The organism is Paenibacillus sp. FSL R5-0923, assembly GCF_038009145.1.
Classification (GTDB): Bacteria; Bacillota; Bacilli; order Paenibacillales; family Paenibacillaceae; genus Paenibacillus_AQ.
Genome location: NZ_JBBPAT010000001.1, coordinates 1,645,522 through 1,670,655, shown reverse-complemented (window position 1 = coordinate 1,670,655; position 25,134 = coordinate 1,645,522). Strand labels below are relative to the sequence as shown.

29 protein-coding genes and 1 pseudogene are annotated in these 25,134 nt (G+C 45.4%); 6 read left to right on the top strand and 24 right to left on the bottom strand.

Annotation, left to right across the window (positions count from 1 at the left end; translation table 11 throughout):
* Positions 1-103 precede the first annotated feature (103 nt).
* The 11 genes and pseudogenes from MKX35_RS07510 to MKX35_RS07460 all read right to left on the bottom strand — a co-directional run bounded on the left by MKX35_RS07510 (position 104) and on the right by MKX35_RS07460 (position 6,618).
* Complete coding sequence (locus tag MKX35_RS07510) at positions 104-874, bottom strand: ABC transporter permease subunit (protein ID WP_076285466.1); 771 nt, start codon at positions 872-874, stop codon at positions 104-106.
* A complete protein-coding gene (locus MKX35_RS07505) occupies positions 871-1,785 on the bottom strand; it encodes an ABC transporter ATP-binding protein (protein ID WP_042191812.1) in 915 nt (304 codons plus the stop codon). The genes MKX35_RS07510 and MKX35_RS07505 overlap by 4 nt, the downstream gene beginning before the upstream one ends.
* Positions 1,785-1,976: a PLDc N-terminal domain-containing protein gene (locus MKX35_RS07500; protein WP_042191814.1), complete on the bottom strand. Its 192-nt coding sequence runs from the start codon at positions 1,974-1,976 to the stop codon at positions 1,785-1,787. Before MKX35_RS07500 ends, MKX35_RS07505 begins: the two co-directional genes overlap by 1 nt.
* 52 nt (positions 1,977-2,028) lie before the next feature.
* Positions 2,029-2,241, bottom strand: coding sequence for a hypothetical protein (locus MKX35_RS07495; RefSeq protein ID WP_042191816.1), 213 nt, complete (start codon positions 2,239-2,241; stop codon positions 2,029-2,031).
* Positions 2,238-2,573 carry a YxlC family protein gene (locus MKX35_RS07490; protein ID WP_076285467.1) on the bottom strand — a complete coding sequence of 112 codons (336 nt, stop codon included), beginning with the start codon at positions 2,571-2,573 and terminating at the stop codon, positions 2,238-2,240. Before MKX35_RS07490 ends, MKX35_RS07495 begins: the two co-directional genes overlap by 4 nt.
* Positions 2,560-3,105: an RNA polymerase sigma factor SigY gene (gene sigY / locus MKX35_RS07485; protein WP_042191818.1), complete on the bottom strand. Its 546-nt coding sequence runs from the start codon at positions 3,103-3,105 to the stop codon at positions 2,560-2,562. Before sigY ends, MKX35_RS07490 begins: the two co-directional genes overlap by 14 nt.
* Positions 3,106-3,180: 75 nt before the next feature.
* Positions 3,181-3,504, bottom strand: a complete 324-nt coding sequence (locus MKX35_RS07480) for a hypothetical protein (protein WP_042191819.1) — start codon at positions 3,502-3,504, stop codon at positions 3,181-3,183.
* Positions 3,505-3,690: 186 nt separating this feature from the next.
* The gene (locus MKX35_RS07475; protein WP_042191821.1) at positions 3,691-4,320 is read right to left on the bottom strand and encodes an MBL fold metallo-hydrolase; all 630 of its coding nucleotides are present in this window, start codon (positions 4,318-4,320) and stop codon (positions 3,691-3,693) included.
* A 4-nt stretch (positions 4,321-4,324) separates the two neighbouring features.
* On the bottom strand, positions 4,325-4,891 hold the full coding sequence (locus MKX35_RS07470) for a thioredoxin family protein (RefSeq protein ID WP_042191823.1): 567 nt from the start codon (positions 4,889-4,891) through the stop codon (positions 4,325-4,327).
* Positions 4,888-5,502 carry a DedA family protein gene (locus tag MKX35_RS07465; RefSeq protein WP_042191826.1) on the bottom strand — a complete coding sequence of 205 codons (615 nt, stop codon included), beginning with the start codon at positions 5,500-5,502 and terminating at the stop codon, positions 4,888-4,890. Before MKX35_RS07465 ends, MKX35_RS07470 begins: the two co-directional genes overlap by 4 nt.
* 357 nt (positions 5,503-5,859) lie before the next feature.
* Positions 5,860-6,618: pseudogene (locus tag MKX35_RS07460) on the bottom strand (SDR family oxidoreductase).
* A gap of 160 nt (positions 6,619-6,778) precedes the next feature.
* Here MKX35_RS07460 and MKX35_RS07455 point away from each other — a divergent pair.
* Both MKX35_RS07455 and MKX35_RS07450 read left to right on the top strand, forming a co-directional pair.
* On the top strand, positions 6,779-7,114 hold the full coding sequence (locus MKX35_RS07455; RefSeq protein ID WP_076285584.1) for an autorepressor SdpR family transcription factor: 336 nt from the start codon (positions 6,779-6,781) through the stop codon (positions 7,112-7,114).
* Between the two features lie 2 nt (positions 7,115-7,116).
* A complete protein-coding gene (locus MKX35_RS07450; RefSeq protein WP_076285470.1) occupies positions 7,117-7,770 on the top strand; it encodes an SdpI family protein in 654 nt (217 codons plus the stop codon).
* Here MKX35_RS07450 and MKX35_RS07445 read toward each other — a convergent pair.
* The 6 genes from MKX35_RS07445 to yyaC all read right to left on the bottom strand — a co-directional run bounded on the left by MKX35_RS07445 (position 7,759) and on the right by yyaC (position 14,676).
* Positions 7,759-9,951 (bottom strand): O-antigen ligase family protein, encoded by a 2,193-nt coding sequence (locus MKX35_RS07445; RefSeq protein ID WP_076300656.1) that lies wholly within the window; start codon positions 9,949-9,951, stop codon positions 7,759-7,761. The two genes, MKX35_RS07450 and MKX35_RS07445, sit on opposite strands and share 12 nt — an antisense overlap.
* Before the next feature lie 243 nt (positions 9,952-10,194).
* Positions 10,195-11,385: a class I SAM-dependent methyltransferase gene (locus tag MKX35_RS07440; protein WP_076300657.1), complete on the bottom strand. Its 1,191-nt coding sequence runs from the start codon at positions 11,383-11,385 to the stop codon at positions 10,195-10,197.
* 85 nt (positions 11,386-11,470) lie between these two features.
* Entirely contained in the window at positions 11,471-12,277 is an 807-nt protein-coding gene (locus MKX35_RS07435; protein WP_076285473.1) for a PhzF family phenazine biosynthesis protein, read from the bottom strand.
* Complete coding sequence (locus MKX35_RS07430; RefSeq protein WP_076285474.1) at positions 12,277-12,948, bottom strand: DUF6483 family protein; 672 nt, start codon at positions 12,946-12,948, stop codon at positions 12,277-12,279. Before MKX35_RS07430 ends, MKX35_RS07435 begins: the two co-directional genes overlap by 1 nt.
* Positions 12,949-13,250: 302 nt before the next feature.
* Positions 13,251-14,057 (bottom strand): alpha/beta fold hydrolase, encoded by an 807-nt coding sequence (locus MKX35_RS07425; RefSeq protein ID WP_076285475.1) that lies wholly within the window; start codon positions 14,055-14,057, stop codon positions 13,251-13,253.
* A gap of 91 nt (positions 14,058-14,148) precedes the next feature.
* Positions 14,149-14,676: a spore protease YyaC gene (gene yyaC, locus MKX35_RS07420; RefSeq protein WP_256716395.1), complete on the bottom strand. Its 528-nt coding sequence runs from the start codon at positions 14,674-14,676 to the stop codon at positions 14,149-14,151.
* A gap of 144 nt (positions 14,677-14,820) precedes the next feature.
* Here yyaC and MKX35_RS07415 point away from each other — a divergent pair, with 144 nt between their 5' ends.
* Positions 14,821-15,045 (top strand): DUF1128 domain-containing protein, encoded by a 225-nt coding sequence (locus MKX35_RS07415; protein WP_042191840.1) that lies wholly within the window; start codon positions 14,821-14,823, stop codon positions 15,043-15,045.
* A gap of 77 nt (positions 15,046-15,122) precedes the next feature.
* Here the strand turns inward: MKX35_RS07415 and MKX35_RS07410 are convergent, their stop codons facing one another.
* The 4 genes from MKX35_RS07410 to MKX35_RS07395 all read right to left on the bottom strand — a co-directional run bounded on the left by MKX35_RS07410 (position 15,123) and on the right by MKX35_RS07395 (position 19,986).
* Positions 15,123-16,127, bottom strand: a complete 1,005-nt coding sequence (locus MKX35_RS07410; protein ID WP_076285476.1) for an asparaginase — start codon at positions 16,125-16,127, stop codon at positions 15,123-15,125.
* A 364-nt stretch (positions 16,128-16,491) separates the two neighbouring features.
* Positions 16,492-17,328: a sugar ABC transporter permease gene (locus tag MKX35_RS07405; protein WP_076300658.1), complete on the bottom strand. Its 837-nt coding sequence runs from the start codon at positions 17,326-17,328 to the stop codon at positions 16,492-16,494.
* On the bottom strand, positions 17,325-18,632 hold the full coding sequence (locus MKX35_RS07400; protein WP_042191843.1) for a sugar ABC transporter permease: 1,308 nt from the start codon (positions 18,630-18,632) through the stop codon (positions 17,325-17,327). Before MKX35_RS07400 ends, MKX35_RS07405 begins: the two co-directional genes overlap by 4 nt.
* A 19-nt stretch (positions 18,633-18,651) precedes the next feature.
* Positions 18,652-19,986 carry a sugar ABC transporter substrate-binding protein gene (locus MKX35_RS07395; protein WP_081383053.1) on the bottom strand — a complete coding sequence of 445 codons (1,335 nt, stop codon included), beginning with the start codon at positions 19,984-19,986 and terminating at the stop codon, positions 18,652-18,654.
* Positions 19,987-20,439: 453 nt separating this feature from the next.
* Between MKX35_RS07395 and MKX35_RS07390 the strand changes: the two genes are divergently transcribed.
* The 3 genes from MKX35_RS07390 to MKX35_RS07380 all read left to right on the top strand — a co-directional run bounded on the left by MKX35_RS07390 (position 20,440) and on the right by MKX35_RS07380 (position 23,298).
* Complete coding sequence (locus tag MKX35_RS07390; RefSeq protein WP_081383056.1) at positions 20,440-22,200, top strand: glycoside hydrolase family 13 protein; 1,761 nt, start codon at positions 20,440-20,442, stop codon at positions 22,198-22,200.
* Positions 22,201-22,306: 106 nt separating this feature from the next.
* Complete coding sequence (locus tag MKX35_RS07385; RefSeq protein ID WP_076300659.1) at positions 22,307-22,816, top strand: YtxH domain-containing protein; 510 nt, start codon at positions 22,307-22,309, stop codon at positions 22,814-22,816.
* A gap of 149 nt (positions 22,817-22,965) precedes the next feature.
* Positions 22,966-23,298, top strand: coding sequence for a DUF5665 domain-containing protein (locus tag MKX35_RS07380; protein WP_042191847.1), 333 nt, complete (start codon positions 22,966-22,968; stop codon positions 23,296-23,298).
* 207 nt (positions 23,299-23,505) lie between these two features.
* Here MKX35_RS07380 and MKX35_RS07375 read toward each other — a convergent pair whose 3' ends face one another.
* The 3 genes from MKX35_RS07375 to MKX35_RS07365 are packed head-to-tail and all read right to left on the bottom strand — an operon-like array spanning position 23,506 to position 25,082.
* On the bottom strand, positions 23,506-24,276 hold the full coding sequence (locus MKX35_RS07375; protein ID WP_042131042.1) for a sigma-70 family RNA polymerase sigma factor: 771 nt from the start codon (positions 24,274-24,276) through the stop codon (positions 23,506-23,508).
* A complete protein-coding gene (gene rsbW, locus MKX35_RS07370) occupies positions 24,273-24,725 on the bottom strand; it encodes an anti-sigma B factor RsbW (RefSeq protein WP_042191848.1) in 453 nt (150 codons plus the stop codon). Before rsbW ends, MKX35_RS07375 begins: the two co-directional genes overlap by 4 nt.
* Positions 24,726-24,743: 18 nt before the next feature.
* Complete coding sequence (locus MKX35_RS07365) at positions 24,744-25,082, bottom strand: STAS domain-containing protein (RefSeq protein ID WP_042131044.1); 339 nt, start codon at positions 25,080-25,082, stop codon at positions 24,744-24,746.
* Between the last annotated feature and the right edge of the window lie 52 nt (positions 25,083-25,134).

Sequence of the window (25,134 nt, the reverse complement as noted above, 5' to 3'; positions counted from 1 at the left end):
CGATATGCGTTTATGCGAGAAATAGAAGGAAAATGTATAGTGTGAAACTTATACTTTCTTATATTTTTAAATATACTATATTCGATACAGTACAGCTTAATAATCAATCGGGAAAGTTGTTCTTTCTTGTCAAAAGCGCAGCCCCAACAAGGCAAATTATGATCAATACACTTGCAGAAAGATATGGACCTGCTCTAAAGCCCTCTCCAGCTGTAAGAATTCCTGCTGACAGTCCGGAAAGTCCTGCGGGTGTCCAGTCAAACCATGTAGGCAATAAGCTTAAGCCTAATGACAATCCAGCCATTAACGCCAGTGCTAAAAAAGCAGCTACTGGCGGTCTTAAAAAGGCACTAAACAACAACGTAGCCGAGACAACACATAATAACCACAAACCATATACTCCTGAAGCTGCGATAGCATCGCCCCACGGTACTGAACCAATTAGCTGCTCCGTGTAATAAGCTGCACCCGCTGCACCCAATCCAAGCGCAACAACAAGCAGGGTCAGTTGAGCTGTCCATTTAGCGATCACTATTGCTGCGGGAGAAACAGGTCTTACTAGAATTAACTCCATAGTTCCGCTATAGCGTTCTCCAGCTAAAGTATTCATCGAGCCTAGCGCCAATACCAGCATTCCAATTGTTCCATACTGTCCCAGTGCTTGCGCCATCACAACTGCGGCATGCGGTATTTCATACCCTTCCAGCAGACCTGGGGGCACATCCCCGGAGGCTTTTAATATTTCCGGCAAATAATAAATAGTTAAAGGCTGCATAATGCCTAAAATGATGAACACGACAGGTATCCAGATTAGCTTATAACTGCGAGCCATCTCGAGCATTTCTTTTCGATAAAGGACCCAGGTGCTGCTCATACGCCCACCACCTTCATAAATAAATCCTCTAATGTGGAAGAGCCTGCTTCAAATTGCAGCAATGGAATTTCGAGCTGCGCTGCTTCTTGCAAAATCGTCTGGCGGGCCTTTTCTACATCATGCACATTAAATACCGCATGATCTCCAAACAACTCCGAATCCAGTACAAACGGCTTGGAGGCAAGAGATTCCAGCCACTGAATGGCTTCTTTGTGCTTCTCGGTACGTAAACGAATAACAGGAAGGCTGTATTGTGAACGAAGCTGCGACAGAGACCCCTGCTCAGCAATGCGTCCATGATTCATTAAAATAATATCATCACAAATCTCTTCCGCGTCATGCAGCACATGCGTGGAGAAAACTACCGTTGTCTCTTCACGTATTTCTCGTAGCAATTCCATCACTTCCCTGCGGCCGATCGGATCAAGTGCAGATACGGGCTCATCCAGTAAAAGCAGTCGAGGGCGATGCACAAGTGCCTGTGCGAGACCCAACCGCTGCTTCATCCCCCCGGAATATCCACCAATCTTGCGGCGTGCATCGTCTTTGAGGCCTACACGTATAAGCGATTCCAAAGCGCTGCTTGTTGCTTCTTTAGCTCCCATTCCACTAAGCTTTGCAGCAAACACAACATATTCCTGTCCAGTCATCCAACCGTAAAAGGCTGGAGATTGCGGTACATATCCTAGTCCTCTGCGATATTCTGCTCCAGGACGGCTCCCCTCAAACGAAATCATTCCAGAGGTAGGTTCTAGAAGACCCGCCAGCATACGTAGTGTGGTCGTCTTGCCTGCACCATTGGGTCCTAGTAAAGCGACACATCTCCCTTTTTCAATATCAAAGCTTATATCATGTACGGAAATATGCGCCCCATAGCTTTTGCGCAAATTCGTAACTTGAAGAAGTGACATTAGACATCTTTCCTTCCTATCGTGAAATAAGCTACGCTGCCTAATATATTTCCGAAAATAATGATTATAATCCACATCCATTTTGGACCGCGTACTCTATCTGCTTTGGCTAAAGAAATCAAACCGATAATAGCCAGTAAAGCCTGCAAAATGATCAACGGCATAATTAATCCCCAATTTACATCTTCCATGAAGTACCACTCCTTTTGTGTAATGAAAGGAACGAGCTCATATCCTGGACCTTCACATCTTCTTTCTCCTACGTCTTTCCGGTAGAATGACAACAAGTAAATAGACCAAAGCGGGTGAAGGAACTGTAGTTATAGCCCATAGACCCCAGAACCAGGCTTTTCTTCCGCGTCGTCTTGCGTCCCTGAATAGCAATGTCCCTTGCAGCATTAATGCTATCGCTATGCAAAACCATAACCATAGAGGCACATCCTGCAGCTCATTCATTCTTGCGCACCTTCTCTGTTCCTCCTGATCCTCGCTATTCCTAGAGCAATGAGTCCCGCAATAGGAATAATCGCTTGAATAATCCAATAGATCATCGGTGCAGAACCGAGAATGGATAGAAATACGCTGATCAGGATCAACGATATGCCCCAGAATAACAGCAGCTCTTTACGTTCCATGCTCTTTCTATGCACAGAGGCATCAACCATTAACCTCTCCAGTTCCTGTAATGAAGGTGGTGTGATGTCATTATATTGTGCATCTAACCGGTCAAGCTCATCTGAAAGCTTATGCAAATACAACTCAGGCTCCTTATCTTTATCCTTCTCCATCCTCATTCAGCTCCTTTCGTAGTTGGTTAAGTCCAAGGGATACACGCGACTTGACTGTACCTGAAGGAACTCGCAGGATTTCGCCAATTTCGTCATAACTATAGCCATAGTAATGCTTCAGTAGCACAGCCACTCTTTGCGCAGAAGGTAATTTGGAGAGGGAATCCAGCACTTCACTCCACTCTTCCCCCCTGCTCTCAAATCGCCAACGAATCGAACGGATCCCCTGTTCCTGTTGCTCCCGCTGTTTCCATTCCGCTTCACGCTTCCAGCGCCGCTTGCGATCAATAAATATTCTGGTGGCAATTGTGATTAACCAAGAGGAAAAGGAAGAAGTTCCGTTATAGGTGTTGATCTTCTCCATACATCTGACCATGGTGTCCTGTACAAGATCCTCTGCCAGCAACGGGTCCATGGTCACCTTGATTAAATATTTGAATAAAAAAGTATAGTGTTCTCGCAGCAGTGAAGACAGTGCTGAAGTATCTCCCTGCTGTGCCCGTCTGATTCTCTCCAGCGACTGATCGCTCATCTGCCCCTCCATTCAAGATTTCGTTTCTATTTGTAGTACGAATATGTATTATGAATCGTTCATTCCACTCCATAATTATTTTTTGAGATCCCACAACTTACGCCGCCAGGGCTGAATTATCCCTTTCCTTGCCGGAAAATGCCAAAAAAGAGGCGTTCTTCTGAGCTCGCCTCCTGAAACCACTGGTACTCCCCCGTAAACCCCACAGGCCTCCTGAAGCAAGCCCTTACGAAGTTCCTTATCTTCAAATTGTATGTCTCTACGTTCTATGGATGAACAAAAGCCACCCTTTCCTGAACACTCCGAAAAAAAACGGCAATTACTGCTGCAAAAATGGTTCCATTTCTCCTTGGAGTCATACCAACCGTAGTCCAGCGGGTAGTATATATTCTTCTCCATTCTACTTCCCTCCATGCTTTTAAGCCTATATGAAGACAAAAAAAAGAACGCAAACCGGGATTAATTCCGCAGTCTGCGTGCTTCGCGAGGTTAATGTTACATTTAATTAACCTCATTCTAGTCCTTTTGTAGTCTTTTGTCTATTAAAACTTCCTCGGTTTTTGTCGGTTCTACTAGAACCAACGTCTATTGAGGAACATAAGGGTTTCGAATCTTTTCAAATCCAATGGTTGTCCGTGGACCATGTCCTGGATAAACCTTCACTTCGTCATCCATTTTGTATAGCTTGCCACGAATAGAATCAAACAGATCCCGTTCCCTACCACCAGGTAAATCTGTGCGCCCAACTCCCATTTTAAAGAGTACATCTCCGGAGAATAGATCATTTCCACAAAGGAAACTTACACTGCCTGGAGAGTGACCAGGTGTATGGTACACACGGAAGGTGTGTCCAATGAACTGCAGAACTTGCCCTTCTGCCAGATCATATTCCGCAGGATCTGTAGCTAGAGGAGGTGACACCTCCGACCACATTAGTGAACCGTTCAGCTTGGGGCTACTTAGCCATTCACTTTCAAGTGGATGTAAATAAACAGGACATTTCTTAGCTTTACGAATTTCGTCTACACCGCCCATATGATCAAAATGTGCATGTGTTAACAAAATAGCTTCGATTTCCATTCCTTCGATACTCCGCACTAATGCAGCAGGATTCATACCAGGATCTACGATGATACCCTTCGCAGGATCCGCACCTGTCAGTAAGTAGGCATTCGTTTGAAGCGGACCCAGATTAAATGAACGTATATTTAGCATCGGTTTAGAATCCGGAAATCAGACTACGCAGTTCTTTTGCGATAACTGCCTGATATTCCGTTCCTTCCCCATAGGCTTGCCCCATGGCCTTACGTGCTTCTGCGATTTTGCTGTCGTAATCAGCGGCCTCACGATCAGGATTCTCACGTTTGAACTCTCTCATTATACGCTGCACATGCTCTGGTCTAGGACCCCAATGTCCGAGCACATATCCTCCAGTGTCTGCAAAAATCACGACTGGGACAGATCTGCCACCCATGGTCAAGAAATCATCCATAAGCTCCGGATTCTCTTCCAAAATAAATACCTCTGTCTTCATTCCCGCCGTCTCCAGAATACGGAATACAGCAGGAACATTGCGTACTACGTCTCCACACCAATCCGCTGCTAGGATAAGTACCCGCAAATCGTCGCGATGGTTCAGACTTTCGAAATATTCCTTATCGCTCTCATCTTCCCAATTAAACTTCTCATACCAGGATTCAAAAGCCTGTTGATTCTTCGTCATACTTTCTACGAATTGGCGCGGTGTTAGGCCTTTTCCAAACTTTTGAGCTACATTCTGCTTCATTTTGTAGTCCCCTTTTTCTTGGATTTGTACCATTTAAACACAAAGTAAATGATGATCAGAGCGATCGCTACAAGTATAATTTCGTTGGTATACTTAGCTGCTACTTTGTCAATATCTTCCCATTTATTCCCCAAGGTCATACCCAGATATACAAACAGAGCACTCCATGGAATAACAGCAAGCGTAGTCAACAAAGTGAACTTACCTAAAGGCATTTTCGATATCCCAGCTGGAACGGAAATGGCATGACGAACAACCGGAATAAAACGAGCTGTAAAGATTACGCCAGTCCCGTATTTATTGAACCACTCTTCCGAATGGTCAATATGCTTCTTTTGAATGAAAATATATTTCCCGTATTTCTCCAAAACAGGTCTGCCACCATAACGGCCAATCCAATACACAAAAATCTGTGCAATGACTCCGCCGATCGTACCGAATAATACGGCGCCGAAAAAATTAATATCTCCACTCCATACTAAAAAGCCACCGAAAGCCAGTACAATTTCACTCGGAATAACTTCAATCATAAGTCCGATCATAATCCCAAAATAACCAAGACTCTGAATCCATTCAAACAATGTTGAGATCAGATCAGAAATAACATGCAACCGTACTCCTCCTCCCTTTTCCGCAGAATATGGCTATGTATCTAGCATAAACATCTTTGGCGTCTATATAAAGACGCTTAGCGTTTAAGCGAGAAATATAAGAACATAAAGTATAGATACTAAACTTTTACTTTCTTATATTTTTAAAAGCTCTGCCGCTCTGCTCTATTTTCCAGTTTCTCTTAGCCTATTCTAGCACAAGCAACCTTATCACATCTACTTACAGCGGCGAGGCCATTACCCTATATCGACCCTCTCTTAAAAAGAGTTAGAACAACCTGTATAACCAGAAAAGGTGTACACTTCCAGCAATGAAGATGGAAATGGACACCTGTTTGTCTAAAATGTAAAAGCTATTTAATAAGCGGTCCATCCGGCATCCGCCGTTATTACCGTTCCATTCACGAAGCTCGCAGCTTCTGAAGCCAGGAATAAAGCTATCGATGCGATCTCGCTGCTTTCCCCTGTTCGCGGCATTGACGCCATACCATCTCCTGCCTTTTGACTACCAAAAGCACTCGGATTAGACAAATCAATATTCGTCTATACCCCACCTGGTGCTATAGCATTACAGCGAATTCCAAGCTTCGAGTACTGATACCCTACATTTTTAGTCATACCGATGACAGCATGCTTGGAGGCAGTATAGGCCACTCCTGCACGTGATCCCTCTAAGCCGCCGATCGATGCTACATTGATGATACATCCACCTTCTTGTGCCATAAAAATCGGTAAGACCTTACGAATGGCTCTCATGGGTCCGGTGACGTTCACTGCAATTACGTTCTCCCATAAGTCGTCTGTGATTTCATGAGCCGGGGTCATTTTATCCATGATCCCCGCATTATTAACGAGAATATGAAGTCCACCAAATTGTGTATTTGCGGCATCAATCATTCGCTGAGTGTCCTCTTCCTTCGAAACGTCTGCTTTTACAGGATACACCACCCCGTTGCCATGACCTTGTTCTGCCTTCTTGGCCACCGCTTCAACACCCCCCAGATGGATGTCCGCTGCAATAACCTTAGCCCCCTGCTGGGCAAAAAGAAGAGCAATTGCTTCTCCAATCCCAGAACCCGCACCTGTAACAACTGCAACCTTATTCGTCAGCATCATATATCCTCTCCTCCGCTTCTATGTTTCGAACCATTCATCGAGTACTTGCCCACAGTTAGTATTAGCAAGGGCATAGCCTCAAACGGCGGTAAATCCAAAGATTCGGTGACAATTTCTTTCTCAATTAAAATGAGGAGAATACGCATTGACAGATAAGAATATGAATGAGTCTTTCAAAGCACTAGCTGACCCTACCCGTCGCCAAATCATTCGGTTACTAAGGGAGAAGGACCGAACCGCAGGTGAAATTGCTGATTTTTTCAACATGTCAAAACCAAGCATTTCTCACCATCTGAATGCACTGAAGCATGCCGATCTCGTACAGGATGAACGAAAAGGTCAATTCATTATGTATTCATTAAATACGACGGTTCTCGAAGAGGTTCTTGGCTGGTTGCTCGAGCTTACAGGTACGGGAAAGCAAACGGAGACGGAAAGCAAATCACTGGACGGAAAACAAAGCCGTGGTATGGATTCTGAGAAGGAGGCTGATTGAAGATGAAGGATTTTAAATGGAGATGGCAAGATACACTGATTGTGATATTAGGTTTAGCTTCATTAGCTTATGCTTTAATCAATTATGGCAAGCTGCCACAGGAGCTGCCCGCGCAGTGGGGAATTTCGGGTAAAGTCAACCGGTATTGGGATAAAAACATAGCTATTTTTATGTTCGGAATCCTGGGTATTGTGCTTCCGCTGATCATGCAATTCACACGTAGCATCGATCCTAAACGGGAAAATTATAAGAAGTTCGAAAATGCATATGCTATGAGCAGACTCGCCATTGGGGTGCTTTTTAATCTCATGCTCGTGCTCACGGTTGCTTACGGTCTGGGTAAAGATATTAATGTGGGTAAAATTGCTATAGGAGCCCTAGGAGTGATGTTTATTGCGCTCGGCAACTACATGCCACAGGTAAAAGATAATTATTTGTTCGGTGTTCGCACAGCATGGACGCTCTCTAGCCCAGAGGTGTGGCGAAAAACACATCGTCTTTCCGGAAGAATGTGGATGATCGGCGGGTTGCTTATTTTTGGGGGAGCCTTTTTGAGCGGCGTCTTGTCTCAGACCCTTATTATTACAGCTCTTGTACTTGTTATTCTCGTTCCTGTTCTATACTCTTGGATCATTTCACGTCAGTTAAAATCGTGAAGCAAGTACACTAAGCCGTCGACTCAGGTCGTCGGCTTGTTCTGTTATTTGGAACTTCCGGTCATTATGCTGCTCACCTTTACTTCCCTCGTATTCTGCCAACACTCTATACTCCCGCAGAAGCTCGTTCCCTGAGGCAATACAGCTTATGGCCTCCATTCGATTCCCTTCCGCTAACTTTTTCCGGCCCATCATAAGCATGCCTTCAATCCCTTTGACCCACTTAACAGAGTTGTATTTATCAAGCTGAATACTTCGACGTATCCAATATAATGCAGCTCCCGGATCATCACTGTACATCCATCGTCTAGCCATTTCCCAGTTTAAACTTGCATTATCCGGAGAATATTGCAAACTCTGCTGGAGTATACTCACACTTTGTTCACCCGTAAGTAGCCTGGATAATGCTACAGCTGTTTTGGGAGACTGGGGATTCCACGCTAGTGATTGCTCTAGCAAATCTACCTTCACCGAGGGATCAACCGTCTGAACTGCTTGCCGGTAGTACCTCTCTCCTTGTGCGGCCTGAAGGGACAATACAGATAACATGAGACAAAGGCAGCAGGCGACAGTGATAAATAGTCGGCGGGGATATGGATGTGACAGGCTCGCGAATGCAGGGATAGTGGCGCCGAGGTTCGCGGATGCGAAATGAGTGGTGAGCAAACTTATGGACGTAAAGCGGGTATTCGCAGATTGATGTTTCTGCTCATATTCAGACAGGGCAAGTGCTGGCAGCCAAAAAAGCAGCAGCCAGATTAATCCGTAGCTCCAGTCAAAATCGACTGCGCTATGCATAACGATAACCAAAAATGGCGGCAGCAGACGCGGCGATCTCTGAGCCAGCAGCCAGCCTGCTGCTAGCAGCATAAGCAGTATGGCTGCCAGGCCGACAAATCCTAGGTTCAACAGGATGTCGAGATAACCGTTATGCACTTGGCTGCCAACATAAGGGCGAGATTGGGCGGCGAGGTATGAACTCCGCCAAGTCTCGCCCCCGCGCCCCAGCCAAGGTGCCTCTACCGCCAGCCGCCAGGCGTCGCGGTAGAACAGACCACGCGCGGATACCGTCGATGACGGTCCGGTGATCCGCTCGCGCACGTGCAGGAGGACGGCGGTGCCCGCCGCCGTCCAACCTGCTGCCGCCAATGCCAGCATGGCGGCTCGGGCAATGCCCGCCGCGCTGCGCTGGCGGCGGCACAGCCATAGGCCGGCTAGCAACGCGCCGGCCCAAAGCCCGGCCAGCAACAGCAGGCCGGGCAAAGGATCTACCGCCAACCCGGCACGGGCCAGTTGGCGGTAGAGCAGCGCCGCGGCGACCACGGGCGCGGCGCCAGCGGCAAGAAGCGGCGCGATGAGCTGCCGCTTCCAGAGCAAAACGGCGGCGCAGGCGCAAGCCGCCATCAGCCACGCGCCGCGCGACTCACTGAGGAGCAGCGCGGCGGCGTACGGGAACAGCGGCAGCAAGCGCAGCAGCGCGGCGGCCGTGCTGCGCGGTTCTCGCCGTTCCAATCTATCGCATCCATCCACACTCTTCTGAGGTCTTACATAATAAGCAGCGACAGCAAACAGCCGCTCCAGTAGAAAAACAGCCATCACAGCACCAAAGGCATTAGGATATTCCATCACCCCTGCTAATCTGGCACCTGTAATGCTTACTTCCGATGAATTACTGTAGGCTATAGCGAAAGGTAACTCTACCCCCCCGCACACTGCCAGCAAAGCACTTATGCTTAAGAACATGCCCAAAATAGACCACGCAGCAATGATAAGCTGACGCCCCACCCGATTCAACGCGCAAAAACAAACCAAAAATGCAAAGCTAGCATACAAGCCCCACCGTAATATTTCATTCATTGTTCCCTGTGCCGAAAGAGGATCTCTTAGCCAATGAATCTGATAGAGTGATAGAACTATTAAAGGTGCAGTCAACATTATTTTCAAAGCTCTACGTACTCCACTTGCTCCCCCTGTGCTACTTCTCCACTTGCCTACTCCAATGTACAAATAAAGCAAAGCCACAGAACACATCACAAACCATAGGGTCAGAAAGAGGTACATCTCCTCTGTAAAAAAAAATCCACGCAGCAAACAAGCTCCTACTCCGGCTGCGATGACTAAGGCTGCACTAAAATATACGATTATTGAATCCAGACTCCGCTCTCTGTTAACGCTCCCCATTTAGATACCCCTATATTCGTTAAGTTATCTCTATCCTTTCCACATTTCCCCTTCGCAAAACTAGAATGCAAAAAGGACGATACCTCTCCACGAAGGAGCTGTACCGTCCCAATTCTCATCAAAAAAGCTATATAGAAGCAAAAAGTACAACTAACCTCTGATATTCGTTACTGCATCCTAGTGTAATTGCATAATGTACAACTATTTTTCGAAAATCCCGCCGGATGGGGAAAATTGCTCGTGCTACCCCTCCACCGAAATTTCACTCGGAAGCAGGTCAGCACATACGCGCTCAAGGTAAGGTTTCGCCCCTATAAAATCACGGAATGCGGTGTATTCACGCCATTTGACGGAGTTATCACCACCCGAGCTTTTAACGGCGCGGATTAAAATATTCTTCGGTGTATTCTCCATATCGATGAATTCCAGCAGCTGGCTGCTATAACCCATCATATCGAGCAATTTGGCACGGATAGCATCCGTAGCCAAGGCAGAGAAACGTTCCTTAAGTATCCCATGTGAAAGCATCGGACTCATTACTTCATTCTCAATCTGCGCGAACAATTCATGCTGACAGCAAGGCACAGACAAAATGACGGAGGCGCCCCAACGTACTGCTTTTTCGAGTGCAGCATCTGTAGCTGTGTCACAAGCATGAAGCGTTATAACCATATCTACCTGATCCAGCTCATCGTACTCGGCAATGTCACCCACAAGGAACTTCAGGTGATCATAACCGATTTTCGCAGCAAGCTCATTACAATGCTCAATTACATCCGCTTTCAAATCAAGTCCAATAATATTAAGCTCCCGCTTCTTGCGGACGGTCAGATAGTGATAAAGAGCAAAGGTCAAATACGATTTACCACAGCCAAAATCAACAATCGTTAATGGCCGTCCCGTTGGCAGATCGGCAAGCACATCCTCAACCATCTCCAAGAAACGGTTGATCTGCCGGAACTTATCGTATCGCTTGGCCAGCACTTTTCCTTCTCTGTTCATTATGCCAAGCTCCACAAGAAATGGCACAGGTTCTCCATCCTCCAGCACATAACGCTTGCGGCGGTTGTGTGCTAGATCCGGCTCTTCTTTTTTACTTGGAGACTTGGTAAGGATGGATACTTTGAATTTCTTGCTAATCAGCACCTGATAATCCGCTTCCACCGTGCATAACAAGCCTTGGCGATATGATTCTCTAAATAAAAGAGTCATGTCCTCCGCTGCTAATTCTGCCGGTACGTTGCGATGTTCAACCTTTGTACCAATATAGGACGCAAACTGATAATGCAACTTACCTTTTAGTTCGACAGGTTTAATCTGTACCTTCGTACAGGTCTCCCCTTTGTTACGTACTTGGCTTAAGGTAGCCATAATCAAGGTACGGTCATTAATCAGTTGTTCAATAAGAGCTTTTAAAGATTCCACAACGCACATCTCACTTTCGGGATTAAAAATGGAGAATCATTGTCTCCTAACCATCATCGTTCCATTATATCACGGCTCTACAAGAGTTATCCTATCAGGGCTTCACATGCAGCTCTCCACTAACAATAGTTATTGCTCGGCCAGACATCTTAATTTGATCTTTGCTTACCTCAAGTTGAAGTAAGCCTCCTCGTTCGGAAGCTTGATAAGCGGTCAACTGCGTACGGTTAAGTCGACTAGCCCAGAAAGGTGCTAGCGCAGTATGTGCTGAGCCTGTGACCGGATCCTCATTTACCCCCATCTTCGGTGCAAAGAACCGTGACACACAATCAATGCCTTCGATGGAGCTTTCTGCAGTAACCGCAAAGGCTCGCTCTTCAAGCCGGGATAAAGCCCCGAAGTCTGGGCTAAGTTCGCGAACTAGGGATTCCTGATCGAGCCGTACAAGTACATTGTCAGCATAGAGCATAGTTTCTACCACATTTTCTTCTGTAATACCAAGCGCTTCTATAAGAGCCGGAATTGTAGGAGAAGACTTAAGCTCATAAGGCGGGAAGTACAGTGAGATGAGGTCATCCGCAAGAGAAGCTCTAAGCAACCCACTGCGTGTATAAAATCTAGCTTCCACCTCTGGATCCAGCAATCCCACCTCCCATAATATATGTGCACTCGCTAGAGTAGCATGGCCACATAAATTAACCTCAACCTTGGGCGTGAACCAGCGCAGACGATATCCATCATTCTCCGGCCAGAGAAATGCCGTCTCTGACAAGTTCATTTCTGCTGCTGTCTTAAGCATAAATGCCTCGTCGACTGGATGCTTCAGCAAGCATACTGCTGCCGGGTTTCCTGAATATGCTTTTCCTGCAAAGGCATCGATAATAAATAAAGGGGTATTCATTAGGCTTCCGACTCCCTCCGAACTTCTGTGATCCGGCGCCACTCTTTCCATCCTTGTTCCACTTCATGGATAGGAAGCGAGCCTTGTTCCAATTCTTCCGGTGATTTAAGCAGCAGCCGTCTGTACAATTCATCACCTTCCAGTGAGACATCTTCTCCCTGCTCCCATAGTCGATACAGACTGTCCTCCGCTTTACTATAATGTCCGATTGACTCCATATAATCTAGAAGCAGCCGTTCCGTCTTGGCTGGAAGACGATACGCTTTGACTTCCTCCAGAAGTTCATTAATATCCTCTGTCATCTGCAGCATTTCTCGATCAGCGCCGTGCAAATCTGCGTACAAATATAAATGCAGTGCTCTCATACTTCTGAATAGTACCGCGTCATGATCGCCATTTGCAGCATAAATGCTGCCCTCTTCCTTAAGCAGCTTAGCTACACCTTGAAGCTTATCTGACTCCAATACACCGTTAAACCGGAACATATCTATAATATCTTCTACAGATAGTGAATTTAAAAGACGTGAGTTCAGCGGAAAATGTCGGTTCAATAGCTCATCAATTTCCCATAAGGCTTCCGTTGTCTTTCGCTCTTGCTTCAGCGTTAGAACCTTGGCAACCATCGCCGTCATATCTTCGATCATTCGGACAATATAGTCTCTTCGGAACATGAACTTCCCCCTTTTCCATACTGTAACTGTGAAGCTTTTGTATCTAGGTATTATATGTGTTTTATTCATTTATCTTAAACCATTGCACTACGCTATGCCACTAAAGCAATTACGGGAAAAATAATGACTAGAATCCTTCTACTTATTGACATGAAATGCCGTTCCACATTGGCGGCGTAACAATCATAGCTATCTTTGCCGGATTGGGAATCCGTAAATTTCAATAGTCTCCTAAAAAAGAGGCAGCCCACGCCAGTTACTTTGACGCGGAACTGCCTCTTTTTGAATTATTATTTCAGCGATCATGAATGGCTGTTAATACTAACCGTAGCTTGGGTGAATTTCTTGATAACCTCAGCTAACCGTTCAGGAGCTTCAAAGAGGCTCATGTGGCCCGCTCCAGAAATCGTAGCTTGCGTTATATTTGGTTTATCCGAAGTAAAGGTGCGCTCCGCAGGAATCAGTTCATCCTGCTCGCCAGCAACAAGTAGTACCGGCAACGTGGTAGCTGTGATCACATCACGCCGATCCGGACGCTCGCGCATCGCCAGTGCAGCTCCCGCTGCTCCTTGTGGAGGCGTTTTGTAACCAATTTCTTTAGCTCGCTCCAGCAGCTGTGGTGATGCAGAAGCGGTTGCTTTAGCAAAAATTCCTGGGACGAAGCTGTCCACAAAAGGAGTAATGCCTTCATTTTGAATCCTGCTGACACTTTTCAATCGATTCTCCCGAGCTTCTTCACTATCCGGATATGCAGTAGAATGGATTAATCCGAAGCCCTTCAATCGAGAGGCATACCGCTGCGCGAACGAAAGTGTAATATACCCACCAAGAGAATGTCCCAGCATGGTGCATTCAGAAATTTCTAGTGTATCTAACAAGCCCAGAACATCGTCTGCCATTTGTTCAATAGTATAGGGGCCTAGTGGAGCCTCTGAAGCTCCATGACCACGTAAATCGGGAGCAATCACTCGGTAGTCGCTGCTTAAGATGGGAATGATCTGTTCCCAGTATTCAGCACTTCCGCAAAAGCCATGCAGTAATACAATAACCTCGCCTTTCCCCTGATCACTGTAGCAAATATTGCTTCCGTCACAACGTACTCTTTCCATGGCTGCTTCCCTCTTTCCAAAATACTTAAGATATATTAACTAATATCTATTATTAAGCAAAACAGCTCTCCTTGAAACCGGCATCCTATTCTTAACGCCCAATTCCAAACCCTTTTGCTGCTGCGGCGGCAATTTGTTCAGCCATAACCATAACTCTATGTAGTGGAGTCGTCTGCAGCGTCCGATAGGGCTTGGGACCGTTGATATCTACAATCGCCGCCAAGCTATAATGCCCCACTGCGGGAAGGCATACCCCCACCGATTGTGCTGGCTGAAGCGGCTCATTCGAAACGAAGTAATATCCAAGAGCTATTGGAGGTCCTAGGCAAGCATCCACAGCAATAATGATATGCTCAGATGGAATCTCAGCGACTCTGGCCACCAAATTATCTGCATCGCAAGGAGATGGCAACGTACCGATTACGTGCGGAAAGCCATATTCCAGAAGTTTGCTGCCTGTTAGTGGACCGAGAGCATCACCTGTAGATCGATCCGTTCCGATACACAGAAAGGTAACTTTCTTAGCTGAATGTAGCGCTGCAATTTCCATAAAAAAGGACACCAATCCTACATCGTCCATTTTGCTTCGTTTACTGCTTCCCTGTTCTCTAATTGCCAATACCTTTCCTCCCTTCGACGATATTTTTGATTTCATGCCTTTAATTTAACATGATTTCTGTGAGCCCGACAAAAAAATGGTGATCAAGCTCACAATCATGGTAAAATACATGAATCAGTGTACAGAAAGGATGTTAATAACCCTATGGATTTAACACAACCTAGTCAGGAAAATGTTGAATATATGATCGAGGCCATCAAGAACAAACTGAAGATGGCAAGTGCTGCTGCAATGCAAGCCTCCGCTTTTTCAGTAGATAAATATGAAGATATCTTCGATGTCTATGAGGTAGCCATGGGCAGCGATAGACTCAGTATTTCTCAGGTGGAAGCGCTCGTCTCCGAACTCGGCCGTCTACGTCAGAAATAATTGTTCTTCGTTTACAAAAGGAGCCCGTCGCTGCGAATCCGAGATGGATGCGCAGCGACGGGCTCCTTTTTAAGTTCCTATTTCATGAAATGAAGCTGAAATTCTGTATCTGCATGACCTACCCGTGTACCACCATCATTGTAGATCACACCTGAAAATGTATTACGCAGCTTTTCCAAAGTATTTTTCTGACTGTATCCAATCTGATTTAAAATCCCCTGTACAATAAGTCCCCACTCTTCTTCTGATCCATCCAGAATCTTGAAGGCAATGCCTAGTCGCTCGCGGCGCAACCCAAAGCAATATACGCCTTTAAATCCACCCTTAGCAATAATATTTTCATCTTCCAAAAGGATTGAATCAAGGCGACCAGACCCAGAAACCATCTCCGGATGAGCATTCATGGCCGCAGTAATCGTAGTAACCGCTTTGCGAGTTGCCTCGTCAGCAATTAAATCAGGATTGGCTAATTTCAAATACGCAGTCGCCAAGGCTGTCAAAGGCATGGCAAATACCGGCAGACCGCATCCATCCGTACCTAGACCAATACTGTCTGGTGCTACACCAGCCATATAAGCAATTGTATCTATAATTTCACGCTGAACCGTTTGCTCCGGCTGAGAGTATTCTTCAAGTGGTAGTCCTTTGAGCTTACTATATGATAAAATCCCCATGTGCTTGCCCGCACAGTTATGATAGAACTTTCTTTTGCCCGTGCCGCGAATGGCATTCTCTCTACTCGTATAATCCAGTGGATAGCTAGTGGCACATATCATTTGTTGCTCATCGATCCCAATCTTGGAGGAAATACTCTCTAGCGCGGCAACATGGTAGCTCTCTCCTCGGTGAGAAGCAGTCATTAGGGCAACCTCTGCGGGTGTAAAACCATAATGCTCCACGATTCCTCCACGAATGCCTGGGATAGCCTGAAGTGGCTTGGCCGCAGAACGGGTAAAGGATACAAACTCAGGATCACCTGCATAGCCCTTTACGTTCCCGTGTTCTCCTACGATTGCAATATGTCCGCTATGGACACATTCCAGCAAATCTGACCGATATTCTCTTACTAATACTGTTTCCATGGTAACTCTCCTCTTTTCTCTTTGCTGCTCTATAACTCACAAGGATTTATTAGGATTCTACATTTAATAAATGCTAGAAAATAACCCCGTGCTCCGGGGATTTTTTGTACATCACAAACTCCCTTAAGTGTTAGTTCCATGAGGAATTCTACTCCTATTTTCATCATTCTTCAATCCTCTCCGCACCAAGAAGATTTTAGAAACCACACAAAAACAATTCCATCAGCAATAAATCCTGAATGACAGGAACATAAATGAAGCTTTTAAATTAAAAAACCACTTCCGCCTCAGATTCTTGCTCTTCTGAAAAGGAAGTGGTTTTTATGGAATTCAGTACTGCTGTAGAGAGGGAGCGCAAATCGAATTAACCCTTACTTGCACCTGCGGTCAGACCGTCCACCAGGAAACGCTGAAGGAAAATGAACAGTAGCGTGACCGGGAGAGCAACCAGCACCGCTCCGGCGGCGAACAATGTGAATTCGGTCGAATTGCTTTGATTCACCATCCGGAAAAGCCCGACAGCGAGCGTTCTCGTCTCTTCCGTACGCAATACAAGGTCAGCGAATATGAAATCCACAAAGCAGCCATTAAATATCATAAGACTGGCATAGGTAAGCATCGGTTTGGACAGCGGGATCATTATAGATAGAAAAACTTTCATATGACTCGCCCCATCCATCCGCGCAGCATCTTCCAGACTTTTAGGAATAGTATCAAAAAAACCTTTAGCCACAAACACATTGGTGATAATGGCGCCACTGCTGTATACAAGCACAAGTGCCCAATGGGAATTCAGTAGCCCAAGCGTGTTCAGCAGCACGTAAACTGCAATCATAGCCATGAATCCCGGAAACATTTGCAGAACTAGAAGCGCGGTCAGTGTCGTTTTTCTGCCCGTGAACCGATAGCGAGAGATGGCATACGAAGTCAACAGCAGCAGAAAAGTGCCAAGTAGCGTAGACAGCGCTGCAACCTTTAGTGTATTCATGAACCAAATCAAATATTTAGTTTGCTCAAACAGTTCCTTGTAATGAATGAACGTGAAATTTTTAGGAATCAACGAGTCGCTGAACAAACTGTTTCCCGTCTTGAATGAAGACATAATAATCCAAAACGCTGGAAAAAGACTAATAAAACTGAGCACAATCAGTAGCAAATGGCTTCCAATCGTTTTAAACACTTCTGTCAGTTTTGGCTTCATGCAATCATATCCTCCTCTTTGTAGGATCGCGTTCGGCGGTAGCTCCAGATGGAGAAGGTCGCGACCAGCAGGAAGATGACAATCCCGATTACGGAAGCAAAGCTGTATTGCGATTGGTTAAGCGCCAGTTTGTAGAGCCAAGTCACCAGCAGATCGGTATGGCCCGCGTACTGGTAATCCGGATTAACCGGTTCTCCGTTGGTCATCAGGTAAATGACGTTAAAGCTATTAATGTTACCGGCAAACTGCATGATCAGGATTGGAGCAGTCGCGAACAGTACCATAGGCAGTGTAACCATGCGGAATTTGTAGAATGCCCCAGCACCGTCCACTTCAGCAGCTTCGTACATATCCCTTGGAATCGTTGTCAGTACCCCAAAAGCCAGAATCATGGTAACCGGAATTCCGATCCACATATTAGCCAGAATTACGGTGACCTTTGCCCAGAAAGGATTAGTCAGCCAGGCCACCCCCTCCAATCCCAAAGCTCTTACATAACTATTGATCGGTCCGAACTGATTATTGAACATATTACGCATGACGAGCAGAGAAATCATATTAGGAATAGCAAAGGGAACGATCAGCAGTGTACGCCAAAGCTTTTTCCACCGAACACGGGGCTGGTGAATAAGTACAGCGATGAGCACACCTCCAATGTAAGTCGTCGCAGTAGCAATAATCGCCCAGATCAGTGTCCAAGTCAGCACTCCGCCGAAGGTTGAACTCCATACATCCAAACTTAGCATTTTATTAAAATTACCGAACCCCACCCATTCTACTAGATGCGCAGGCGGTAAAATCGGGTCGGCATAGTTCGTAAACGCCAGTAGCACCGAAAAAACAAGCGGCAATATCGTCAGAAAAACCACTGCCACAAAAGGAATCGCAAGTACAAGATAAGCGAAATTTCTACGCCCCATATGTCTGAGCGATTCACCGAATGAATGAATGGGCTCATTCCGGTCCCGCGCAGCTCCAACTAGAAAGGCATCCCTGATATTCAGTAAATGAAAAGCTGTATAAAACAGCAGCGCCAGCAATGACATCAGACCATTGATCATCATAAAAATGGAGTGATCGCCCTCCACCATCCGGGTTAATTTACCTACCTTGACCATACGGCTTGGAAATTCACCAAGTGTGATCAACCCCCGCAAATAACCCATTAGATCATGAGCAATAAAATAGATTCCAGCAGACCCCACCAGCAGGAATACTAATCCTTTCAGCCACTGTCGATTGAAGAACTGGCCCAGTCCCGGAATAATAGCCGAGAGTAGCGCTGCACCTGTTTTTTTGTGCATAGCTCAAATCACCTGTCCTTTACTTCGAATCCAGATCGGCCTGAATCGTTGATACAGTCTTATCGAGCGTCTGCTTAACATCAAGACCCGGATCGTTCCACAGGGATACAAATGCTGCCTTTAGCGGTTCCCAGACGGATTTGATTTCCGATAGGGAAGGCATCGGCACGGAGTGTTGGAATTGCTCGAAGAATCCACTTATAATCGGATCATCTTTGATTACCGGCGCTTCTCCAGCTTCAATGCTCGCAGGAATCGCACCCGTCATTTCAAAGTTCTTTAGCTGATTCTCCTTGCTGCTTGCAAAATGTGCGAACAAGCGGCTAGCGACCGGATATACCGTATAGGAATTGACATAATACGATTTAACACCGGAAAAAGAAATGCTGTCTTGTCCTTCAGGGCCCTTCGGAAGAGGCGCCACTCCAAGGTTGACATGATCCTTGAACATCGCTATGGACCAAGGCCCGTCGATGTTCATCGCCAGCTTGCCTTCCTGAAACAATTGAGTTTTAACGTCATAGGTGATATCTCCTGCATTCAATGGGAGAATTCCTTTTAAGCTTTGAAGAAAGGTAAATCCTTTGACGGTGCCTTCATTATTCAAGCCGATATCTTTGACATTCGTATTGTTGTCCCCGTAAATGTATCCGCCGAAGCTGCCAATGAATGGATAGCTGTAATACCCGACGAATTCCCACATGATCGCAAATTTGTTCTCTTTCGGCTTATTGTACGTATTGGCAAAAGCGATCACATCATCCCAAGTTTTTGGAGCTTCGGATATCAGATCCTTGTTGTAGAACAGCGCATAGGTCTCCACCGATTTAGGATAGCCGTAAAGGATACCGTCATAAGTCGATGCCTGAATAGCTGTCTCCACCATAGTTGATTTCGTTTCTTCCTCAAACACATCATTTGGCAAAAGCAATCCCGCTTTGACAGCCTGACCGATCTGATCATGCGGGAGAGTCAACACATCGGCCGCTAGTTTGGACGGGCCATCTGTCGCCAACCTTGTTCCCTGATCGCCGCCCGCCATTTCCTCAACCTTGACAGGAACGCCGTATTCTTTTTCGAAATCAGCGGCTAACTGCTTCATGTACTCAACCTGCTCCTTGGCTTCCCAGACCGTTAATTCGGCCCCAGCTTCCGGTTTCAGCTCCTCTTCGGCGGGATTCGTCTCATTTGTAGTTCCCCCCGGCTCGTTCACTGTGGAATTCGGGCTTGAATTCGGCTGAGCCGTAGAGTTCCCATTGCCTGAACCGCAAGCCGTAACCGTCAATGCCAACAGCAGACTTAGGGTCAAACTAAATGATACCGCTTGCATTTTAGATCGTTTACTCTTCTTCATTTGCTCATCTCCCCTTTATTCATAAGTGATCAGACCTAACACGCATAGAAAAAGAGCATGCAAAAAAGGTACAACCTCATTTGCACAAAGTGCCGAGGTTGTACCTTTTAGGTAACAGTGCCTTTAATTTGTTTGCGTATTAAGAAAAATCAAGTTCGTTCGCCCTCATTCTATAATACCCATAATTTGGATTGCAATCAGAGTATAGATCCAAATGGGGTGATTTAATAGCACTTTTCTTGTTTTTCCTTATATTTTCTCCTTTTTTTAACTACATACTAAATATTCCATATTGTGAATTCATGTGAAATAATCTATTGCTTTAATCTTGAGGGGTATGATAAGATTCAGACAAAATTTAAAGGCAATGAAACCGCCAAGGGTTCAACCTCTGATTATCATGAGGTTGGCCCTTTTTTGCGTTTACAGGCCACGAAGGGATGGAAATTGATTATGATTCAACAAGAAGCCGTTTATCATCGCATGGGGCAGAATTGGTCATATGCCTACGATGAGTCTACACTGCATATTCGCATAAGAACTAAACGGGATAACGTGTCAAAGATTGATCTTTTTTGCGGAGATAAATACAGTTGGGACAAAACCCATGAGGTGATTCCCATGCAGCACATGGCTTCTGATAGCTTATTCGATTATTGGCAGGCTGCGGTCCGTCCTGTTTATCGCAGACTCACTTACTATTTTGCACTTTATAACAAAGATGAGGTCCTTTATTATTTGGAAAAAGGCTTCTTCTCAGAGCCTCCAGTCATAATATATGAGGGCTTATTCGACTTTCCTTTCTTGAACCGTGAAGATGTACACTCCCCTCCAGCATGGGTAAAGGATGCAGTATTTTATCAAATTTTTCCGGAGCGTTTCGCAAATGGCGATCCTACTAACGATCCGGCAGATGTGCTAGATTGGGGCGGTACGCCGAGTCCCCGGAATTTCTTCGGAGGAGACTTGCAAGGTGTACTAGACCATTTGGATTATCTCTGTGAATTGGGCATTACCGCCATCTATTTCAATCCTCTGTTTGAGGCAACCACCAATCATAAATATGATATAAAGGATTATTTCTTGGTGGACCCTCATTTTGGAACCAACGCTTTGCTAAAAGAACTTGTCGACGCCTGTCATTCCAAAGGGATCCGCGTCATTCTAGACGGTGTCTTTAATCATTGCGGCCATACCTTTCCGCCATTTGTTGATCTGCTCACCAACGGGCGCTCTTCCCGTTATGCCGATTGGTTTCATGTGCGTGAGTGGCCACCACAAGTCATCGACGGAATTCCCACCTATGACACATTTGCATTCGAGCCTATCATGCCAAAATTCAACACTGAGAATCCTGAAGTCAGAGATTATCTGTTGAACGTTGGTCGTTATTGGATTGAGGAAATCGGTGTAGACGGTTGGCGGCTTGATGTCGCGAATGAAGTCTCTCATACGTTCTGGCGACAATTCCGTAATACGATCAAAAGCATTAATCCAGAAGCCTATCTTGTAGGCGAAATTATGCATGACTCCTTGCCGTGGCTACTTGGCGATCAATTTGATGCCGTTATGAATTACCCACTAACCAATATTCAGATTAATTTCTTCGCTCACGGACAAATTAATGCTTCACAATTCTCTCTATCGATTGCTACTATGCTAGCGAATTACCCGCAGCAAATTACAGAGGCCAATTTTAATCTATTAGACAGCCATGACACAACTCGTTTCCTGACCCTTTGCGGTGGTGACATCCGGAGATTAAAACTGGCTGTTTTGTTCCAAATGACCTTTCAGGGAACACCATGTATTTACTATGGCGATGAAATCGGTATGGAAGGTGAATATGACCCAGATAATCGTAAATGTATGGAGTGGGACATCCAGAAACAGAACAGGGAACTGTTTGAATACTATCGCTGGACGATCGGTCTTCGTAAGTCGCATACTGCGTTCCGTAGTAGCGGCTTTAAATCGCTGGAGATCCCGGACCACCCAAGACTGCTTGTATATGAACGGTGGGACGAACATAACCGCTTCTTAATCGTGCTAAACAATGAAGAGGTGCTAGTCGACGCCACCATTCCTGTACCCGGGATGGATGCTATATGGGTAAACCTAGAGACGCAGAAGCGAACAGAAAAATTCACATCATTACTACATCTGAATCTGCCCGAATTCGGCTATGCGGTATTCCAAGCTGTTAATAAATAGTCCATAACAAGAGCCCCTCGCCATCTACGCCTTGCTCATCAATTGTTTCAGCCTATACGCCAAAGTTTAAATACGAAGTAAGATAACTTATAAGGAGTGATTGGTGATGAGTAACGTAGAACATAAAGTAGAGCATGAAGTAGAAAACGGAAGCAACTTTTTCAAAGGCATCTTTATTGGTAGCTTAATAGGTGCTGCAGCAGCCCTATTATTTGCACCAAAGCCTGGTCGTGAAATGCGCAGTGATCTGTCCGATAAACTTACGCTTGCTACTGACAAAACAAAAGAAGTTGCTGGTGTCGTAACTGACAAGACCAAAGCCATTGCCACAACGGTAGGTGAAAAAGCAACCGATCTGGCTAGTACGGTTTCAGTCAAAGCCTCTGATATCTACACTACTGTCAGTGACAGCAAGCAGCAAATTGCCGCTACCCTTCAAGACGCAGGCAGCAAAATTGGTGACACTATAAGTGAAGCCTCAAATAATGTAGCCTCTGATGTTAAAGACGCTTCTAAAGAAGTGGCTGACGAAGCCAAAGCATCCTCTAAAGAAGTCGCCGATGAGGCTAAAGATGCGAAAGAGGATGTTAAATCCTCCTATAAATCCAGTTACTAATCTGCGGCATAATACAGCTATCATTTCATCCGACAACAGCCAGCTGTCCGCAGCTGGCTGTTGTTTAGTTATACCCTATATAAAGTTTCATCTGATTGAATAGATCCTTAATGAATGCCCGATCGGGCTACAGAAAGCAGGGGTGCTCCATGGGAGAATCAAATAGCCAAACAAAAGCATATGAAATTGATGAACATCCTTTCGAATTACGTCATGAGGTCAAACGCTTAAACAATCGTCTGGACAAGATTGCTGATTCACTAGAAAAATCAGAATTTAAGGACATCCTTGATAACTACTCAGATCCAAAAAAAAGAATTATCACAAACTTGATGGCCGGTATATCCCGAGGTCTCGGCCTATCTCTCGGAACGTTCGTAGTCCTTGGTGTTCTGGGCTACATTCTTAGCCTATTTCTTGATGTTCCCGTGATCGGTGAGTACCTTGGCGAGATCAAAAAATACATCGATGCGAACAGCTAACAACTGGGCTATCTATCGCCCATCTATCACCGCTCCCCCTTACCCCGCTTGTCCGTCTAATCCTTCAGGGTTAGCCGGACAAGCGGGGCAAGGAGCGTTGCGGAACACAAATAAAGGACATGCTATTCTCCACACGGAGAGAGGCATGTCCTTATCGTCGAACAATAGAATTCAAATCCAAGTAATGTATATTACACATAAAGGAGCTCAATAGGATGAGTTGGCCATAATCTGCTTTAACTTCTCAGTGGCCCGCTTCTGTATCCGTGAAACGCTCATCTGTGAAACCCCCAGCTTCTGAGCGATTGCCCGCTGGGATTGACCATCTTGGAAGGCTAGCAGCAACACTTGCTGCTCTTGCTCCTTCAATTGTCCTAGTGCTTGCTGCAGATCCATTCGTTTCTCTACAGTCTCGTAATCGTTCGCATCAGAGCTGATAAGCTCCCCTAGCGTAGCTCCAGTCTCCTCTTGAGAAAGCGGTGAATCTAGAGATACGTAATGGTAACATTCTCTGCCTGCCAGTACTTCTACAGTTTCTTCAACAGACAGATCAAGATAATGAGCGATCTCATCGACCGCAGGAGAACGCTCAAGCTTCACTGTAAGTTCATCAATCGCGTGTTGAACAAGCGCTCCTTTTTCTTTAATCCGTCTAGGAACCTGTATGTACCAAGATTTATCACGCAAATAATTCTTCATATGTCCAATCATGCTTTTCATCGCATAGGGCTCAAAAGGGATTCCGAGACTGATATCATATTGCTGCAGTAACCGGATGAGCGCCATTTGCCCGACCTGATATAAATCCTCATACAAGTCGGGGCGATTACGGGAAATCTTCCCAGCAGCCATTTTCACCATAGGCTCATATTTCTGTATCAGCAACGTCGCCTGATCGTTATCCTTGGTCTGCTGATACTCCCAAATTTGGGTGACTGCTTCATTCATGGACTCGGGGGGAGTCACTTTGTCACTCATACTTTCTCCTCGCTAAAATTAAGGTGCTTCTTCAAAGTTACCACCGTCCCTTTTCCGGCTTCACTTACAACACTAACGTCATCCATCAACGCTTGCATTAAGTAGAACCCTAACCCGCCAACCTGAACGTCACTTAACTCCTTATCATGCAGTGTCATACGTTCATTAGACTTGTCCAAGCCGTCAAAGCTCTCCCCTTCGTCTTTGACTGTAATGGATAAGGAGCTTTCCTCTACCTCAAAAATAACATCTACTACTCCGTCTTTTTGGCCATAAGCATATAATACTGAATTGTTACACGCCTCTGACACTGCCACTTTCATGTCTTCTATATCCTCATAGGTGAAACCCATTTTCGAGGCAATGCCGTATAAATTCAACCTAACAATATCCACATACTCTGCGCTAGCAGGCAACTGAAGAATTACTTTTTGCACATCATCACTCATTCTTTGTTCTATCCTTTCCTAGTGGGAATTCTCTTGGGAGGCAAAAAACTTGGAAATACCAGTCATGTCAAACAACTTCTGAATTTGTGGAGGAACATCCTCAACCATAAACTTAACGTCCATTCCTTGTCTTGATTTCAGGATCGAAAGTAGAATACCAATCCCTGTGCTATCGATGTATTTTAATTCTTTTAGATTAATAACTAAATCTAGTTTGGTGTCTCCCACAAGTGGCTCCATAACCAGGCGGAAATCGGAAGCAACTGATAAATCAAGTTCACCACTCAGGAAAACTGTGCATACATTCCCTTTGGTTTCTGTCTTAGCATGGAACTTGTTACTTTTATGCGTATTCATTAGACGATCTCTCCTGAACAAATATTTTCTATATTAATAACCTTAATGATAT

Bases quoted from the DNA above. Each gene is read 5' to 3' on its own strand.
- MKX35_RS07510 (WP_076285466.1), bottom strand. From the start codon at position 874: ATGAGCAGCACCTGGGTCCTTTATCGAAAAGAAATGCTCGAGATGGCT.
- MKX35_RS07505 (WP_042191812.1), bottom strand. From the start codon at position 1,785: ATGTCACTTCTTCAAGTTACGAATTTGCGCAAAAGCTATGGGGCGCAT.
- MKX35_RS07500 (WP_042191814.1), bottom strand. From the start codon at position 1,976: ATGGAAGATGTAAATTGGGGATTAATTATGCCGTTGATCATTTTGCAG.
- MKX35_RS07495 (WP_042191816.1), bottom strand. From the start codon at position 2,241: ATGAATGAGCTGCAGGATGTGCCTCTATGGTTATGGTTTTGCATAGCG.
- MKX35_RS07490 (WP_076285467.1), bottom strand. From the start codon at position 2,573: ATGGAGAAGGATAAAGATAAGGAGCCTGAGTTGTATTTGCATAAGCTT.
- sigY (WP_042191818.1), bottom strand. From the start codon at position 3,105: ATGAGCGATCAGTCGCTGGAGAGAATCAGACGGGCACAGCAGGGAGAT.
- MKX35_RS07480 (WP_042191819.1), bottom strand. From the start codon at position 3,504: ATGGAGAAGAATATATACTACCCGCTGGACTACGGTTGGTATGACTCC.
- MKX35_RS07475 (WP_042191821.1), bottom strand. From the start codon at position 4,320: ATGCTAAATATACGTTCATTTAATCTGGGTCCGCTTCAAACGAATGCC.
- MKX35_RS07470 (WP_042191823.1), bottom strand. From the start codon at position 4,891: ATGAAGCAGAATGTAGCTCAAAAGTTTGGAAAAGGCCTAACACCGCGC.
- MKX35_RS07455 (WP_076285584.1), top strand. From the start codon at position 6,779: ATGAATGAGTCTTTCAAAGCACTAGCTGACCCTACCCGTCGCCAAATC.
- MKX35_RS07450 (WP_076285470.1), top strand. From the start codon at position 7,117: ATGAAGGATTTTAAATGGAGATGGCAAGATACACTGATTGTGATATTA.
- MKX35_RS07445 (WP_076300656.1), bottom strand. From the start codon at position 9,951: ATGGGGAGCGTTAACAGAGAGCGGAGTCTGGATTCAATAATCGTATAT.
- MKX35_RS07440 (WP_076300657.1), bottom strand. From the start codon at position 11,385: ATGTGCGTTGTGGAATCTTTAAAAGCTCTTATTGAACAACTGATTAAT.
- MKX35_RS07435 (WP_076285473.1), bottom strand. From the start codon at position 12,277: ATGAATACCCCTTTATTTATTATCGATGCCTTTGCAGGAAAAGCATAT.
- MKX35_RS07430 (WP_076285474.1), bottom strand. From the start codon at position 12,948: ATGTTCCGAAGAGACTATATTGTCCGAATGATCGAAGATATGACGGCG.
- MKX35_RS07425 (WP_076285475.1), bottom strand. From the start codon at position 14,057: ATGGAAAGAGTACGTTGTGACGGAAGCAATATTTGCTACAGTGATCAG.
- MKX35_RS07415 (WP_042191840.1), top strand. From the start codon at position 14,821: ATGGATTTAACACAACCTAGTCAGGAAAATGTTGAATATATGATCGAG.
- MKX35_RS07410 (WP_076285476.1), bottom strand. From the start codon at position 16,127: ATGGAAACAGTATTAGTAAGAGAATATCGGTCAGATTTGCTGGAATGT.
- MKX35_RS07405 (WP_076300658.1), bottom strand. From the start codon at position 17,328: ATGAAGCCAAAACTGACAGAAGTGTTTAAAACGATTGGAAGCCATTTG.
- MKX35_RS07400 (WP_042191843.1), bottom strand. From the start codon at position 18,632: ATGCACAAAAAAACAGGTGCAGCGCTACTCTCGGCTATTATTCCGGGA.
- MKX35_RS07395 (WP_081383053.1), bottom strand. From the start codon at position 19,986: ATGAAGAAGAGTAAACGATCTAAAATGCAAGCGGTATCATTTAGTTTG.
- MKX35_RS07390 (WP_081383056.1), top strand. From the start codon at position 20,440: ATGATTCAACAAGAAGCCGTTTATCATCGCATGGGGCAGAATTGGTCA.
- MKX35_RS07385 (WP_076300659.1), top strand. From the start codon at position 22,307: ATGAGTAACGTAGAACATAAAGTAGAGCATGAAGTAGAAAACGGAAGC.
- MKX35_RS07380 (WP_042191847.1), top strand. From the start codon at position 22,966: ATGGGAGAATCAAATAGCCAAACAAAAGCATATGAAATTGATGAACAT.
- MKX35_RS07375 (WP_042131042.1), bottom strand. From the start codon at position 24,276: ATGAGTGACAAAGTGACTCCCCCCGAGTCCATGAATGAAGCAGTCACC.
- rsbW (WP_042191848.1), bottom strand. From the start codon at position 24,725: ATGAGTGATGATGTGCAAAAAGTAATTCTTCAGTTGCCTGCTAGCGCA.
- MKX35_RS07365 (WP_042131044.1), bottom strand. From the start codon at position 25,082: ATGAATACGCATAAAAGTAACAAGTTCCATGCTAAGACAGAAACCAAA.